Raw genomic sequence first — 14576 nt, 5'->3', positions numbered from 1 at the left:
CCGGTGATAGCAAAGGTCCCTTGCTCCCTTCCTGGGGATCCCCTCGAAAAGTGTCGGTGGGGGTGCGTAGCGTTGCGCGCGGGGTGATCCGATGGAGCAGATTGGTTTCGACTTCGGCGTCGAGGCGCCGCGCAAGCTGACGAAGGTCTCGCCCGCGCGCCTCGCGACGTTCGAAGATTGCCCGCGCCGCTACCGCATGGCGTATCTCGACCGTCCGTCCCCGGCACGCACCGGCGCGTGGGCGCACAGCACGCTGGGTGCGGTGGTGCACAACGCTTTGCGGGCGTTGTTCGACCTGCCGGTGATCAAGCGCGTGCCGCAGCGGGCGATGGCGCTCGTCGCCGAACACTGGAAGGACGCCGGGTTCGAAGACGCCGACCAGGCCGCCCGGTACCGCGCCAGGGCCAAGGCCTGGGTCGCGGAGTACGTCGAGCACAACGACGTCAGCGTCGATCCCGTCGGGCTGGAGCGCTGGGTTTCGGCGCCGGTCACGCTGGAGCCGGGCAGCGGGCCCAGCCTCATCATCGAGGGCCGCGCCGACCGGATCGACCAGCGCGGCCGCGAATTGGTGATCATCGATTACAAGACCGGCCGCCGCGAGCCGGACGAGTACGAGGCGCGTTCGTCGCAGGCCTTGGCGCTGTACGCGGTCGCGGCCGCCAGGACGCTGCGGACGCCGTGCTACCAGGTCGAGCTGCACCACGTGCCCACCGGGACCATCGCGGCCGCCGAGCACACCGAAAAGAGCCTGAAACGGCATCTCCAACGCGCCGACGAGACCGCCGGGGACCTGCGGCTGGCAGCGGATACCCTGGACGCCGGCGGCGACGAGGACGTGTTGTTCCCGGCGCGCCCTGGCCGTCGTTGCTCATGGTGCGACTTCCGGCCCAGTTGCGCGGCAGGCCAGGAGGCCGGGCCCGCGGCTCAGCCGTGGGAGTTGCTGGCGCCCTAGATTCTCGAAACCCGACGATTGGACAGGCGAGGACGTGTCGTCCCCGGACACCGAAGAGCTCGCGACCACCCCGCCGCCCGCGGACGAGCCCACGACGCCCGGAAGCGGCCGATTCTGGCGCGGGCTGACCGGAGCGCTCGCGGCCGGGATGGCCGTGCTGGCGGTGTGCGTCGTCGCGATCGCCTCGCTCTGCCTGTTCACCGGCGCGCCGGGGCCGGGGCTCCTGATGCTGATCGGCCACCCGGTCGCGGCGGTCGTCTCCTTGCTGGCACAACGGGTCGCGGACTCGCGTAATGGCCGCGCCGCGGGCTGCGCCGGTCTTGTGGTCGTGGTGAGCGTGACGGCCGCGCTCAGCCTGTTCTGGTGGAGCTGACACGGCAGGAAAGTGCCATTGCCCGAAAAGGCGTCCCGTCCCTGCGAAACTGTGGCTCACTGGGCATGTCGTAGATGAACACGCTGCCCCGCAGCGAGGACGAAGGGCACTGTTGATGACCTACCCACCCCAGCCAGGACAGCCCGACCACGGCCAAGGCGGGCAGCAGTACCCGGGGCAGCCGGACCAAGGCGGGCAGCAGTACCCAGGGCAACAGCAATACCCAGGACAGCAGCAGTACCCGCAGGGCGGTTACGATCAGAGCGGCGCCTACCCGCAGCAGCAGTACCCTGGTTACGGCCAGCAGCAGTACGGCCAGAACCAGCAGTACCCCCAGGGCTTCGGCGGGCCGCCCGCGCCCCCGAAGAACAACAAGACCGGCCTGATCGTGGGCATCGCCGCCGCTGCCGTGGTGGTGGTCACGCTGGGTATCACCGGATTCGTCGCTCCCGGGTTCTTCCTCAGCGACGACAAGGCCGAAAAGGCGGCAGGCCCGGAAGGGACCGCGCAGGCGATCATCGACGGCATCAACGCCCACGACAGGGCGGCGTTGACGGCGCTCAAGTGCGGGAACGCCGAAAAGGACATCGACCAGATCATCGATCGGGTCAGCGAAGCGTCGGACGCTTCGCTCGGCGCGGTCACGAAGGTCTCCGAGACCAAGTACACGGTCGCCGTCACGCTGAGCGTCGCGGGGCGGCCGGGCACCGCCACCGGCACGCTCGCCAGCGAAGGCGGCAAGTGGTGTTGGAAGGAAGTCAGCAGGCTGCGTACTTCCAGGACTTCGACGACGCGATGACGGCCGGCGGGAGCAAGGGACCTTTGCTACCGCCTGCCGGTCACTTGAGGGCGACGAGGGTGTGGCCGCGTTGCTCCAGCAGCACCGGCCCGACCGAGGAAAGCAGCACCGGGCCGGTGTAGCCGCGCCTGTCGACGCCGACGGTGCGGATCGTGGCGCCGGTCGTCTCGTCGAGCACGGCGAGCCCGCCCTGGATCGGCACGACCAGCTGCTCCCCGAAGGTCACCCCGGGACCGGTGGAGTTGTTCAGCGTCCAGCGCGGCGTGAGGTCGTCCCGTGAGAAAGCCATGGTCTTCGAGCCGGTGAACCAGTAGACGCCTTCCGCGGTCCACGAGGTCGTCATGACGCCGCCCACCGGATCCTGCGCGATGTCCGCGTCGGGCACGTCGAGTGGGTACGCCGATTTCTGCAGGCCGTCGCCACCGTAGATGACGAGCAGTTTCTGCTCGGGCAGCACGATCAGCGCGAGATCGCCGGACATCGCGACGACCTTCGCGTTCCTGCCCGCGAGCACGGTGCTGTAGTCGACCTTCGGGTCGTCGGCTTCGTCGTTGGTCGCGCGGTAGACGGTGAAGCGGTCGGCCGGGTCGCCGGGGCAGCGCTCGATCACACCGATCTTGCCCGCCGCGGCGGCCACCGTGCCGTAGGTGCAGCCGGTCCTCGGCTGCTTGTTCGGGTTCACGATGGCGGGGACCTGGCCGTACTCCATGCTCTTGACCAGGTCGTCGCGCCAGGTGTTCAGCAGTTTCTTGCCGGTCGTGGTGACGTGCGATCCGTCGACGACCAGCCTGGTCCCGAGTTCGGCGTCGCCGTTGCGCTGCGCCGTGCGGCGCCCGGTGCCCGCGTCGAGCTGGGTGACCTCGCTGCAGCCGGTGTCCTTGCGGTACACCGCGTCCACCTTGATCCCGGCGAGCGCGACGGTGCACAGTTCGAGGTCGCGCGAGTACCGCCACCGGACATCGCCGGTATACGGATCCCGGCCGAGTACCTCGCCCTTGTCCGCTGTGACGACGCTGTTGGCTTCGCCGATCGGGACGGGTGTCGAGGAACTCGGTGCCTGCCACAGTTCGCTGAGGGAGCCGGGAACCTGCGCCGGCGCGGGCGGGAGCCCCGGCGGCAGGGTGGCGGCGACCTGCGCGACCGTCGCCGCGTTGTCGCTGGTCACGCCGACGACCACGCCGGTGATCGCGACGACCACCACGATCGCCGCGGCGATCACGCGATCCCGCGTGCGGTTCCACGGCGAGCGCCGGGCGCGTTTCCCGCCCAGCGGCGGCTCGTCGGCCACCGGGTGGGCGGGATCGGCGTCCAGCACGTCTTCCGTGCCGATCGCGTTTTCGGCCGTCTCCGGCTCACCGCCGTCCGGCTTGCCGGGATCGGCGGACACGGGCCGCACCGGTTCGTCGTCCGGCGCGGCGTCCCAGCGTTCGCTCACGTGCCCCTAGCTCCCCACGTCGCGGTCTGCGTTCTTACCGTGAACCCGCGACCGCGATCTCGTCGCCAGGGCGCCGACCGGTCGCACACCTCGCGGTGTCCGAGCCAGGCGCCCTGCCGCCGAGATCGCGGGGCCGTTCGGCCGGGGCGGGTTCACACTTGTGGCTGGTGCCACAGTAAGGCTTCAGCTCCGCCAGCCGGGCTGAAGCTCTCAGTCTGCCGACGCAGGTGTATCAGAAGTCGCCGAGGGACGGCGACGGCGGCGTCGGCGAGCCGGACGCTCGGCGCTGTCGCCTGCCTCCTTCTCGACCGCCGGACCGCTGACCTCCGGGCTCGGCTTCGCGGCACCGCGGCTACGGCGACGGGTTCGCGTGCGGCCCTCGGAAGCGGCTTCGCTCTGGGCTTCGGCGCTGTCCGCGGAAGCACTCGCGGCGGCGTCGGCGGCCTCGATCTTGGCGGCCGCGTTCGCCCCGCCACGGGTCCGCTTGCGCGGCGTGCGATTGCGCTTGCGAGGCGCTTCTTCGTCCTTCGCCGGACCCTGGCCACGGCCGCGGCGCTTGCCGCCCAGGTCCTCTTCGACCTCGGCCGAAAGGCCTGCGCGGGTGCGCTTCGACAGCGGCAGGCGCCCGGTGGTGCCCTCCGGGATGCCGAGGTCGCTGAACAGGTGCTTCGACGACGAGTACGTCTCGACCGGCTCGGGCATGTCGAGGCCCAGGGTGTCGGAGATCAGCTTCCAGCGCGGCTCCTCGTCCCAGTCGACGAGGGTGATCGCGACACCGGTGCGCCCGGCGCGGCCGGTGCGGCCGATGCGGTGGACGTAGGTCTTCTCGTCCTCCGGCGTCTGATAGTTGATCACGTGCGTGACATCGTCGATGTCGATACCGCGGGCGGCGACATCGGTGGCGACCAGCACGTCGACCTTGCCGGAGCGGAACGCGCGCAGCGCCTGCTCGCGGGCGCCCTGGCCGAGGTCACCGTGCACGGCGGCGGCCGCGAAGCCGCGCTCGACGAGCTCGTCGGCGACCTTCTGCGCGGTGCGCTTGGTGCGGGTGAAGATCATCGTCAGGCCACGGCCTCCGGCCTGCAGCGCGCGGGCGATCAGCTCGGGCTTGTCCATCGAGTGCGCCCGGTAGACGAACTGGGTGGTGCGCTCGTGGATGGCGCCTGCGTCGTTCTCCTCGGCGCGGATATGCGTCGGCTGCGTGAGGAACGTGCGGGCCAGCGTGATGATCGGGCCCGGCATGGTCGCCGAGAACAGCATCGTCTGGCGCTTTTCCGGGACCATCCGCAGGATGCGCTCGATGTCGGGCAGGAAGCCCAGGTCGAGCATTTCGTCGGCCTCGTCCAGCACCAGGCCGCGGATCTTGCCGAGCACCAGGTGCTGCTGCTCGGCCAGGTCCAGCAGGCGGCCGGGCGTGCCGATGACGACGTCGACGCCCTTGCGGAGGGCCTCGATCTGCGGCTCGTACGGGCGGCCGCCGTAGATGGCCAGCGTGCGGATGCCGAGGTGCTTGCCCGCGCCCTTGAGGTCGTTCGCGACCTGGATGCACAGCTCACGGGTCGGCACGACGACCAGCACCTGCGGGGTGCCGTCGCCGGGGACCTCGACGCGGTGCAGCAGCGGGACACCGAAGCCCAGCGTCTTGCCCATGCCCGTACGGGCCTGGCCGATGAGGTCGTCGCCCGCCATGGCCAGCGGCAGCGTCAGGGCCTGGATGGCGAAGGTGCGCTCGATCCCGGCCTCGCTGAGGGCCTTCACGATCTCCGGCTTGACGCCGAAGGAGGCGAAGGTGGGGGATTCGGCCTCCACCGGCGCGCCCGCCTGCAGCGGGTGCGACGTGTCCAACGTCGCCGGGCCTGTCTCGCTGTGCTCCAGCGCGACGGCCTCCGGGACGCCGGTGGTGGTGTGCTCTTCGGTTGTGGTTTCGTTCGTGGTCAGGGTGCTCGCCTCTCTCGTGACCAGCGCGCACTGCCCTGGTCACCGATCGACACTCGACCACGAAAATTCGCTCGGGCTCCGCGCTACTGGCGCTGGAGCGGCCCTTCGTGGGAATGCCGCAGGATGGCGTGCACGCACATCATTCTTGTGCTGACCGGGGCCACACCGGCTGTCCTTCAGCCGCAGCGGCGCCCCGATCCGGGACGGAAGATCCGTCGTATCCGGCGGCCAGTCTACCTGATCTGCGGTTTTTCGATACCCCCCGGCGCGCCGGGCGGGGTGGGATCGGTCTCTTCACCGCCCCGGAGGTGTGTTCGGCGATACCCTTTCCGCCGTGACGGAGGCAAAGCAGATCAGTGAGGGCGTAGTCGATTTGCTCGGCGTACTCGCCTATGGGGAATTGTCCGCATTCGATCGCATGGCCGAGGACGCGCGCACCGCGCCGACGCTGTCGGGCCGGGCCGCGCTGGCGTCCATGGCGGCCGCCGAGATCGGGCACTACGACCTGCTCACCAAGCATCTCGCGGGGCACGGCGTCGCGATCGAGGACGCGATGCGGCCGTTCGTCGGGCACATCGACGCCTGGCACGCCTCCACGGCGCCGCGTTCGTGGCTCGAGTCCCTGGTTAAGGCCTACGTCGGCGACGGGCTCGCGGCGGATCTCTACCGTGAGATGGCCAGCTGGCTCGATCCCGAGACCAAGGATCTGGTGCTCACCGTGCTCGCCGACACGGGGCATTCCGCGTTCGCCGAGCGCGAAGTCGCGGCCGGTATCGAGGCCGACCCGAAGGCGCGGGACAAGCTCGCGCTGTGGGGCCGCCGCCTGCTGGGCGAGGCGTTGACGCAGGCCCAGTACGTCGTCGCCGAGCGGGATGGGCTCGCCGAGCTGATCGTCGAGGGCTCTGGCGACCTTTCGGGAATCGCCGCGCTGTTCCGCCGGTTGCAGCAGGGGCACACCAAACGCATGCAGGTGCTGGGGCTCGGCTGACGTCTCTTCGGCTAGCCTTGGCGCACCAGTAATTTTCGAACTTTCAAGCGGAGGTCCCACGTGGAGGTCAAGATCGGCATCAAGGACACGCCGCGGGAGCTCGTGGTGTCCAGCAGCCAGTCGCCCGACGAGGTCGAGGAACTGGTCGCGAACGCCTTGAGGGCCGGCGACGGGATCTTCCGCCTCGACGACGAAAAGGGCCGTAAGTACATCGTGCCCACCGACCGGATCGCCTACGTCGAGATCGCGCCGTCGGATGTTCGCAAGGTCGGCTTCGCTGTGGGTGGCTAACCCGATCGGGTTGTAGTCGGATGTCACAGTGGCGTCACCGCCGCGTCTCAGCCAGCTCTCAGATTTGATCGTCACGCTAAGGCGGGGACGGCAGGGGGCTAGCCGAGAAATGAGGTGGACGGCGTCACTGTGATGGACCGCGCGCTGGTCGACGGCGCGCGCACTGTTCCCGAGCAAGGCAAACGGGTCGCGGGGCGGCTGACCGGTATCGACGTCGCCCGCGGCCTGGCCGTACTCGGCATGTACGCGGTGCATGTCGGCCCTGATCCCGCCAAAGGCGGCTTCGGGGTGCTGTTCAAACCGTTCGAAGGCCATTCCGCGGCGTTGTTCGCGGTGCTGGCCGGGGTCTCGATCGCGCTGATGTCCGGCGGACGCCGTCCCAAACAGGGCCGCGACCGGACCCGCGTCGCACTCAAACTGGCGACCCGCGCCCCGCTCTTGGTGGCGCTGGGGCTGTGGCTGACCAGCCTCGAGACCGGCTACATGGTGATCCTGGCCTACTACGGGGCCTGTTTCCTCTTCGCGATCCCGTGGCTGCGCGCGGGCGCGAAGGCGCTGGCGATCGCGGCGGTCGTCGTCGCCGTGGCGGGCCCGCTGCTCTCGCATCTGATCAGGGCGCAACTGCTGCCCCGCGACCTGCTCTTCTTCGCGCCGGATCTGACCGCGGACGACGTCACGTCGACCGGATTGCTGAAGGCCGCGACCGTCCTCGTCCTGACCGGGACGTTCCCCGCGTTGACGCTGATGGCGTACGTGTTCGCCGGGATGGCGATCGGGCGGATGGACCTGACCTCGCGCAGCGCGTGCCGGCGGCTGTTCTTCGGCGGATCGGCGCTCGCGGTGGGCGGGTACGTCGTGTCCTGGATCGCGACCGGGCCGCTCGGCGGCATGCAGGCCGTCTACCGCTCGCTGGAACCGGCCGCCGCGCAGATGGGGATGACGCCGCCGGAATTCCTCCGGCTCCACCAGACGTGGATCCACGGCACGCCGCCGACCACCAGCTGGGCCTGGGAACTACTGCCGACGGGAACCTCGTACACGCCGTTCGACCTGCTGATCTCGATCGGGATCGCGGCGGCGGTGATCGGCGGCTGCCAGCTGCTGATGCCGAAGTTCGAACGCGTGCTGCGGCCGCTTTCGGATCTGGGCGGGCGGGTGCTCAGCGCGTACGTGCTGCATTTCGTGGCGATCGCGCTGCTGTGGGACGAGAGCGACGGCGACTCGATCTTCAGCGTGCTGCACTTCGTCGAGTTCTCGGTGGTCGCGCTGACCGCGGCGGTGCTGTGGCGGAAGTTCGTCGGGCGCGGGCCGCTGGAATGGGCGATGAACAAGTTGTCGAGCTGGCCGAAGTACGTGGTGCCGCGTACTCGGGTGCCCGCTCAACGGCAGGGCTGACGCTTCCTTGTAGCGAGCTATTGCGCGTGAACGCCCTCTTCCCTCGGCTCAGCCGAGGGAAGAGGGCCTTCACGTACTTCCGCCTGGTCAGGGGTTGAGTTCGTTCAGTTCTTCCAGGCTGGTGGGCACGTGGAAGGGCGGCGTGCTGGTGCCCATGATGCGGTAGCGGTCCCACGGGTCCGGGTCGGAGAGTTCGCCCTTCGCGCTGTACTCGCCCGCGCGGATCTCGACGGCGGTCTTCTTGCCGCCGGCGGCCGCAGACACCTGCTCGTTGGTGGCCACGCGGCCGTACCAGCGGTAGTACCCGTCGATGGGCTGGAAGTAGCCCCTCAAGTCGACCGTGGTCGCGATCTCGGTCCCGTCGATCACGAGGACCGCTTCGCCGGAGTAACCGTCTTCGTCGTGCTCGCTCATTGCGCCTCCGATTCCTTCCGCATTTGGACGACCTTGTTCTCTTCGAGCGGCAGGTTCGGGTCGATGACGATGCCCTGCTGCCGGGAGAGGCCGTCGATCGCGGCCCAGATGATCTGCGTCAGATACTCGACGACGCTGTCGCGGCCCATCGAGCGCCGGTCCAGCCACCATTCGCCGGTGCTCTGCACCATGCCGACGATGCCGTGCGCCCACGGTTCGGCGGCGCCGGAGTCCATGTTGAACATCCGCATGTAGTCGCCGAGCAGCGCGGTCAGCGCGGTGGCGATCAGTTCCTTGTCTTCGGCGACGACGTCGGACTTGACGACCACCTTCTCCTGAAGGCCGCCGCGCGCGAGCAGTCGGTACAGGTTGGGGTGCTCCTCGATGACGCTGAAGAACGCGTCGAGCGCCATCCGGATCCGGGGGACCGGGGCGAGTTCGGAGTTGATGGCCGGGATCAGCCGCTGGAAGAGGATCTCCGTGCCGCGCTGCCCGAGCGCGACGTACAGATCCGCCTTGTCGTCGAAGTGCCGGTACAGCACGGGTTTCGTGACACCCGCTTCGGCGGCGACGTCTTCCATGCCGAGGTCCGGCCCGTGGGTGTCGAGCGCGCGCAGGGCGGCCTCGACGAACTCCGCGCGGCGCGCGATCCGGTGCTTGCGCCAGCGGTCACGACGGGCATCACCCGTGTCGGCCTCACCCGCTGTGGGGTGCTTGCTCGACTGCTTGCTGTTGCGCTTGACACGTTCGATCACCCCGGTCATGCTACCAGAGGTAACTGTTACCACGAGTTACAGATAGGGGTGTGTCGGCAATGACGCGGGCGCTGAAGGAAACAGACCGGGAGAAGACGGCCGAGCGGCTGCTCAAGTCCTCCGCGAACAAGTTCTACGATCCCGACGTCGACATCGACTGGAACGCCCCGCTCGTCGACGGGAAGCGCTTCATCCCGGCTCACCGTTCTTCGCTCTACGGCACCGAGTTGTGGGACTCGCTGTCCGAAGAGCAGCGCATCGAACTCGGAAAGCACGAAGTCGCGAGCGTCGCCACGACGGGGCTGTGGTTCGAGATCCTCCTGATGCAGATGCTGCTCAAGGAGGTCTACGAAGCGGACCCGACCAGCTCGCACGCCCAGTACGCGTTGACCGAGATCGCGGACGAATGCCGTCACTCGACGATGTTCGCGCGGATGGCTTCGCGGATCGGCTGCCCGTCCTACGGGCCGGTGCCGTGGTTGCGGCGGCTGGCGAAACTGATGCCGACGATCAGCTACGGCCCCGCGCGCTACGGCGCGATCCTCGTCGCCGAAGAGGTACTCGACCGGCTTCAGCGCGAGCAGATGAACGACCCGGAGATCCAGCCGCTGGTGCGCATGGTGAACCGGATCCACGTGCTCGAAGAGGCCCGGCACGTCACTTTCGCCCGCGAAGAGGTGACTCGCGGGATGGCCAAACTGTCGAAGAAGGAAATCCTCTACCAGCAGTTCATCATCGCGCTCATTTCGTACTTCGTGACGCGGGCCTTCATCAACCCGAACGTCTACAAGGCCGTCGGCATCCGTCCGCGAGACGGCGTCGAAGCCGCGCTGAACAACCCCAACTGGCGCGAAAGCATCCAGTGGGCGGGCGAGAAGATCATGCCGTTCCTGCAGGAATCCGGTCTGGTCGGCAAGCCGGGCATGTACTTCTGGCGCAAGTCCTTCCTGCTGCCGGGGAAGCGATGAGGAGCGTCAAGCAGCGCGACGCGGTCTCGTGGGACCCGTCGCGGGAACACCGGTTCGTGACCGGTGACGGCACCGCCCTGCACGTCGAGACGAGCGGGCCCGCCGACTCCGAACTCACGCTGGTACTCGTGCACGGCTGGACACAGGACCACCGGACCTGGGACGGCGTGGCGTCGCGGCTCGGCGACTCCGTCCGGACCCTGCGCTACGACCTGCGCGGCCACGGCGGTTCCGCGCCGGCGAAACCGGGGACGGCCACGATCGCGACCCTCGCCGACGACCTCGCCGAGCTGATCGAAGACCGTGTCCCGAACGGACCGCTCGTGCTCGCCGGGCACTCCATGGGCGGTATGACGATCATGGAGCTTTCCCGCAGACATCCCGATCTCGTGGCCCGGCGCGTCGCAGGGGTCGCGTTCGTCGCCACATCGTCCGGTGAGATGGACCGGATCACCCTCGGCTTGCCGGGGATCGCGGGCAGCGGCGCGGCGAGGTTCGAACGGAGGCTCGCGAAGCTGCTCGCGAAGAACCGCCGTGACGCCTTGCCGCTGCCGCTGTCGGTGGTGCGGCCGGGTGCCCGGCTGCTCGTCTTCGGGCGGCGACCCGCTCGGGCCGACGTGGACTCGGTCGCCGAACAGCTGCTGTGCGCGCATCCGGCGAGCGTCGCGGGTTTCCAGGACGCGATCTCGCGGCACGACTGCCGGGTCACGCTGGCGGCGCTGCAGGGTAAACCGGTGGTCGTGCTCGCGGGGGAGCGGGACCGGCTCTGCCCGCCGCCGCACGCCAAGGTCATCGCCGACGAGCTGCCGGAGGCGGAGTTCGTGCGCTACCCGGGCGCCGGGCACATGCTCCCGCAGGAACGGGCGCAAGAGGTTTCGGACCGCATCGCCGCCCTCGTCCGCCGCGCCGCGAGGGTCTGAAATAAGGGGGAGCAAGGGACCTTTGCTACCGCTTCTCTCGACATTGAGACAAGTGGGAGCAAAGGTCCCTTGCTCCCCTCAGAGGTTCGTGTAGCCGTGCTCAAGGAGACGGACACCGGCCTCCCGGTAGGCGTCCTGGTCGTCGACGGCGAGGGTGGCCAGCCCGTCGACGTAGCGGTTGAACATGCAGAAGGCAGCCGCGATCAGGACCGTGTCGTGGATTTCGACGTCCGTAGCGCCCTCCGCGCGGGCCAGCTCGATCAGATCTTCGCCCACGGATTTCCCGCTTTCCCGGACCGCGAGCGCGACGTGCAGAAGCGCCTTCACCTTCGCCGACACAGGTGCGCCGTCGACGTCCTTCCAAGCCGCTTCGACGACCGGCATGCCGCCTTCGAGCGCTTCGGCGGCGACGGCGGCGTGACTGCGTGAGCAGAACGTGCAGTCGTTGCCGCGCGAGACGACCGCGCCGATCAGTTCGCGCTCGCCCACGCTGAGGCTGCTCGGGCCGCGAAGCAGGACCTCGGCGAGTTGCCCGAGCGGCGCGGCCGTCTCCGGCCGGTAGGCGAACAGAGCCGTGATGCCGGGCAGGTTCTCGTCGAGCGCGATGTGGGGCATGGGTGACTCCTCGCGGATCGGTGACGTGATCGCTCGATTCATAGCCGAGATCCGGCCAGGACCGGTGCCGCTGGATGGATCAAAAGCGGTAGCAAAGGTCCCTTGCTCTTCTCGCGAGGGCGCCGTCCGTGGTTGGGTCGGGACGACCAACTCACGAGGGGGACACCGTGATCGCCAGAGTCCGTGGGCGCGCGCTTCCCGATGGCGAGTACGTCGATTTGTACGCCGACGGCGACCGCTGGACGTCCGATCCGGTTCCGGGTGCGGAGCTGGTGGCCGAGGGCTGGCTCCTGCCGGGGCTCGTTGACGCCCACACCCATCCCGGAGCCGAGGAGCCCGGCGATCCGATGGACGACGAGATCCTGCGTGCCGACCTGCACCGGCACGTCGACGCCGGGGTCACGATGATCCGTTCGCCGGGGCTGCCCGGTGAGCCGCCCGAGTGGTTCGGTGCCGAACCCGGGCTGCCCCGCGCGGTGCACGCCGGACCGTGGATCGCCCAGCACGGCGAGTTCTTCGACGGCTGGGGTCGCCGCGCCACGCACGCGGAGCTTCCCGCGCTCGCCGCGGAGCAGGCGAAACGTACCGGCTGGGCCAAGGTCATCGCCGACTGGCAGACCGGGGACGACGCCGTGCCGTCCGACGTACTGACCGCGGTCGTCGAGGCGGTGCACGCGGTGGGCGGGCGTCTCGCGGTGCACTCGCAGCACGCCGCCGGAGGCGAAGCCGCGGTGGCCGCCGGAGTCGATTCCGTCGAACACGGAATGTGGCTCGATCCCGGCTATCTGCCGGACATGGCGGCCCGCGGCACCGCGCTCACACCGACGCTTTCGGTGTTCCAGGCGGCGCTGGGGAGGGCACGGGACCGCGAGGACACCCCGCGGAAACGCTGGTTCGTCGGCGGGGCGGAGGCGCATCCCGCGCTGGTCGTGGCGGCGGCCGAGGCAGGCGTGAAGATCCTCGCCGGTACGGATTCCCGGCCGCATGGTCGTGTCGGCGACGAAATCCGCGCGCTGGCGGAAGCGGGGCTGCGACCGCACCACGCCCTCGCCGCGGGCTCGTGGGCCGCGCGCGAGTACCTGGGGTTGCCCGGGCTGGTGCCGGGCGCGCCCGCCGACGCCGTCGTCTACGCGGAGGATCCGCGCGAAGACCTCGGACAGCTGGAGCATCCCGTCGCGGTCGTTTTGCGGGGCGTCCGCGTCAGGTGAGCTAACGTGATCTCATCGACTGGGGAGTTGAAACGATGAAACAGCGTGGATCGATTCTGTCCGTCTTCACCCTCACCCTCGCCGTGGTCCTCGGCGCGGCCCTGCTCACGAACCTCGGCGGTGAGACCACCGAAGCCGGGAGCGACGCCGAGTTCGCCGGGGCCGGCCGTGTCGTCATCCGTGACGCCTCGATGGTGCTCACCATGGATCCCAGCCTCGGCGAAGGACCGCTCGGCGCCCTCGCCGACGCCGACGTCGTGCTGGAAGGCACCAAGATCAAGCAGGTCGGCAAGGACCTCGACGCGGGCTCCGCGAAGGTCGTCGACGGCCGCGGCAAGATCGTGCTGCCCGGATTCGTCGACCTGCACAACCACCTGTGGCAGTCGCTCATCCGCGGCTGCGCGGCCGACAAGGAACTCATCGGCTGGCTCGGCAAATGCGTCATCCCGTTGTACCGCGCGCCCGTGACCGACGCGGACGCGTACGCGGGCACGAAACTCGCCGCGGCCGACGTCGTCTCGACCGGCATCACCACCGTCACCGACTGGTCGCACGCGTTCAACACCGACTTCGCCAAGGGCGGTCTCCGCGCGCTCGGCGAGTCGAAGCTGCGGTTCCTCTACTCCTACAACGGCACCACCGATCCCGCGCTGCAGAACGAGATCCGCCGCGTGAAGCGCGAGGTCATCGACCCGAACCCGTTGGCACGCCTGCAGATCGGCACTCATCCGTCCACGGGGAACTTCCCGAGCGTCGAGGCGTCGGAGAAGCTCGCGCGCGAACTCGGCGTCTCACTGAACGTGCACCTGCTCGAATCGAAGGCCGATCTGACCGCGGGGCAGATGGACGCGCTCCGGCGGGCGAACGCGCTGCACCCCGGGCTGGTGGCGAACCACGTCATCCAGACCACCGACGCAGACCTCGACGAGCTCGCGGCCGCCGGCGTCAGCGTGGCGCACAACCCGCTGTCGAACATGCGCCTCGCGTCCGGGGTGATCCGGCTGCCGGAGATGAAGAAGCGGAACATGAAGGTCGGGCTCGGCCTCGACGGCGGCACGAACGACACGAGCGACATGTTCAACGTGATGCGCGCGGCCGTCGGTCTCCAGCGGGCGACCACGACGGATCCGGCGGTCTACCCGACCACGGCGGACGTCCTGCGTATGGCGACCCTCGGTGGCGCGGAAGCGCTGGGGATGGACAAGGAGATCGGGTCGCTGACGCCGGGCAAGCGGGCGGATCTCCAGTTGGTCGACGCCCAGACGGTCAACTTCGCGCCGAAGGTGGACTGGGTGAATCAGCTGGTCTTCAACACCCAGCCCGCGAACGTCTCGTGGGTGTTCGTCGACGGTCGCGCCCTCAAGCGCGAAGGACGCGTCGTCGGCATCGACACCGCGAAGGTCGTCGCCGACGCCCAGCTTGCCGCCGACCGCCTGAAGAAGCTCCTGCCCCAGTAACCTCACGCATTTCGTCCTCTGAATGCGGTAGTTGCACGCGCAAGGACCGCATTCAGAGGACGAAACGT

15 protein-coding genes are annotated in these 14576 nt (G+C 69.1%); 10 read left to right on the top strand and 5 right to left on the bottom strand.

From position 1 onward, the window contains the following. The first annotated feature begins 91 nt into the window (after positions 1-91). The 3 genes from LCL61_RS39345 (at position 92) to LCL61_RS39335 (ending at position 2124) form a co-directional block, all read left to right on the top strand. Entirely contained in the window at positions 92-952 is an 861-nt protein-coding gene (locus LCL61_RS39345; protein WP_340684433.1) for a PD-(D/E)XK nuclease family protein, read from the top strand. Positions 953-986: 34 nt separating this feature from the next. After that, the gene (locus LCL61_RS39340) at positions 987-1325 is read left to right on the top strand and encodes a hypothetical protein (protein ID WP_340684432.1); all 339 of its coding nucleotides are present in this window, start codon (positions 987-989) and stop codon (positions 1323-1325) included. A 115-nt stretch (positions 1326-1440) separates the two neighbouring features. Then, the gene (locus LCL61_RS39335) at positions 1441-2124 is read left to right on the top strand and encodes a hypothetical protein (RefSeq protein WP_340684431.1); all 684 of its coding nucleotides are present in this window, start codon (positions 1441-1443) and stop codon (positions 2122-2124) included. Positions 2125-2164: 40 nt separating this feature from the next. Here LCL61_RS39335 and LCL61_RS39330 read toward each other — a convergent pair whose 3' ends face one another. After that, a complete protein-coding gene (locus LCL61_RS39330) occupies positions 2165-3559 on the bottom strand; it encodes a hypothetical protein (RefSeq protein WP_340684430.1) in 1395 nt (464 codons plus the stop codon). 210 nt (positions 3560-3769) lie between these two features. Beyond that, complete coding sequence (locus LCL61_RS39325; RefSeq protein ID WP_340688793.1) at positions 3770-5368, bottom strand: DEAD/DEAH box helicase; 1599 nt, start codon at positions 5366-5368, stop codon at positions 3770-3772. Positions 5369-5831: 463 nt separating this feature from the next. Here LCL61_RS39325 and LCL61_RS39320 point away from each other — a divergent pair, with 463 nt between their 5' ends. From LCL61_RS39320 to LCL61_RS39310, 3 genes are all read left to right on the top strand, one after another. After that, a complete protein-coding gene (locus LCL61_RS39320) occupies positions 5832-6485 on the top strand; it encodes a ferritin-like fold-containing protein (protein ID WP_034313407.1) in 654 nt (217 codons plus the stop codon). Positions 6486-6545: 60 nt separating this feature from the next. Next, positions 6546-6776 carry a DUF3107 domain-containing protein gene (locus tag LCL61_RS39315; protein ID WP_005167610.1) on the top strand — a complete coding sequence of 77 codons (231 nt, stop codon included), beginning with the start codon at positions 6546-6548 and terminating at the stop codon, positions 6774-6776. Positions 6777-6890: 114 nt separating this feature from the next. Next, positions 6891-8171 (top strand): heparan-alpha-glucosaminide N-acetyltransferase domain-containing protein, encoded by a 1281-nt coding sequence (locus LCL61_RS39310; RefSeq protein WP_340684428.1) that lies wholly within the window; start codon positions 6891-6893, stop codon positions 8169-8171. An 87-nt stretch (positions 8172-8258) separates the two neighbouring features. Here LCL61_RS39310 and LCL61_RS39305 read toward each other — a convergent pair whose 3' ends face one another. Together LCL61_RS39305 and LCL61_RS39300 are read right to left on the bottom strand one after the other, a co-directional pair. Next, entirely contained in the window at positions 8259-8585 is a 327-nt protein-coding gene (locus LCL61_RS39305; RefSeq protein ID WP_340684427.1) for a DUF4873 domain-containing protein, read from the bottom strand. Then, the gene (locus tag LCL61_RS39300) at positions 8582-9349 is read right to left on the bottom strand and encodes a TetR/AcrR family transcriptional regulator (protein ID WP_340684426.1); all 768 of its coding nucleotides are present in this window, start codon (positions 9347-9349) and stop codon (positions 8582-8584) included. Before LCL61_RS39300 ends, LCL61_RS39305 begins: the two co-directional genes overlap by 4 nt. 50 nt (positions 9350-9399) lie before the next feature. Here LCL61_RS39300 and LCL61_RS39295 point away from each other — a divergent pair, with 50 nt between their 5' ends. Together LCL61_RS39295 and LCL61_RS39290 are read left to right on the top strand one after the other, a co-directional pair. Then, entirely contained in the window at positions 9400-10308 is a 909-nt protein-coding gene (locus tag LCL61_RS39295) for a diiron oxygenase (RefSeq protein ID WP_340684425.1), read from the top strand. Further along, a complete protein-coding gene (locus tag LCL61_RS39290) occupies positions 10305-11228 on the top strand; it encodes an alpha/beta hydrolase (protein ID WP_340684424.1) in 924 nt (307 codons plus the stop codon). The genes LCL61_RS39295 and LCL61_RS39290 overlap by 4 nt, the downstream gene beginning before the upstream one ends. A gap of 78 nt (positions 11229-11306) precedes the next feature. On the opposite strand, the gene LCL61_RS39285 is transcribed toward LCL61_RS39290, so the two are convergent. Then, positions 11307-11843: a carboxymuconolactone decarboxylase family protein gene (locus LCL61_RS39285; protein ID WP_340684423.1), complete on the bottom strand. Its 537-nt coding sequence runs from the start codon at positions 11841-11843 to the stop codon at positions 11307-11309. 167 nt (positions 11844-12010) lie between these two features. Here LCL61_RS39285 and LCL61_RS39280 point away from each other — a divergent pair, with 167 nt between their 5' ends. Further along, complete coding sequence (locus tag LCL61_RS39280) at positions 12011-13051, top strand: amidohydrolase family protein (protein WP_340684422.1); 1041 nt, start codon at positions 12011-12013, stop codon at positions 13049-13051. Positions 13052-13086: 35 nt separating this feature from the next. Further along, positions 13087-14508: an amidohydrolase family protein gene (locus LCL61_RS39275; protein WP_340684421.1), complete on the top strand. Its 1422-nt coding sequence runs from the start codon at positions 13087-13089 to the stop codon at positions 14506-14508. The last annotated feature ends 68 nt before the right edge of the window (positions 14509-14576 follow it).

The organism is Amycolatopsis coloradensis (genome assembly GCF_037997115.1).
GTDB lineage: Bacteria > Actinomycetota > Actinomycetes > Mycobacteriales > Pseudonocardiaceae > Amycolatopsis > Amycolatopsis coloradensis_A.
The sequence above is the reverse complement of the archived record's forward strand: the minus strand, read 5'-3'. Positions and strand labels throughout refer to the sequence as shown.

What these genes read in the sequence shown, in the direction of transcription:
- LCL61_RS39345 (WP_340684433.1), top strand. Translation starts at nt 92, where the DNA reads ATGGAGCAGATTGGTTTCGACTTCGGCGTCGAGGCGCCGCGCAAGCTG.
- LCL61_RS39335 (WP_340684431.1), top strand. Translation starts at nt 1,441, where the DNA reads ATGACCTACCCACCCCAGCCAGGACAGCCCGACCACGGCCAAGGCGGG.
- LCL61_RS39305 (WP_340684427.1), bottom strand. Translation starts at nt 8,585, where the DNA reads ATGAGCGAGCACGACGAAGACGGTTACTCCGGCGAAGCGGTCCTCGTG.
- LCL61_RS39300 (WP_340684426.1), bottom strand. Translation starts at nt 9,349, where the DNA reads ATGACCGGGGTGATCGAACGTGTCAAGCGCAACAGCAAGCAGTCGAGC.
- LCL61_RS39295 (WP_340684425.1), top strand. Translation starts at nt 9,400, where the DNA reads ATGACGCGGGCGCTGAAGGAAACAGACCGGGAGAAGACGGCCGAGCGG.
- LCL61_RS39290 (WP_340684424.1), top strand. Translation starts at nt 10,305, where the DNA reads ATGAGGAGCGTCAAGCAGCGCGACGCGGTCTCGTGGGACCCGTCGCGG.
- LCL61_RS39285 (WP_340684423.1), bottom strand. Translation starts at nt 11,843, where the DNA reads ATGCCCCACATCGCGCTCGACGAGAACCTGCCCGGCATCACGGCTCTG.
- LCL61_RS39275 (WP_340684421.1), top strand. Translation starts at nt 13,087, where the DNA reads ATGAAACAGCGTGGATCGATTCTGTCCGTCTTCACCCTCACCCTCGCC.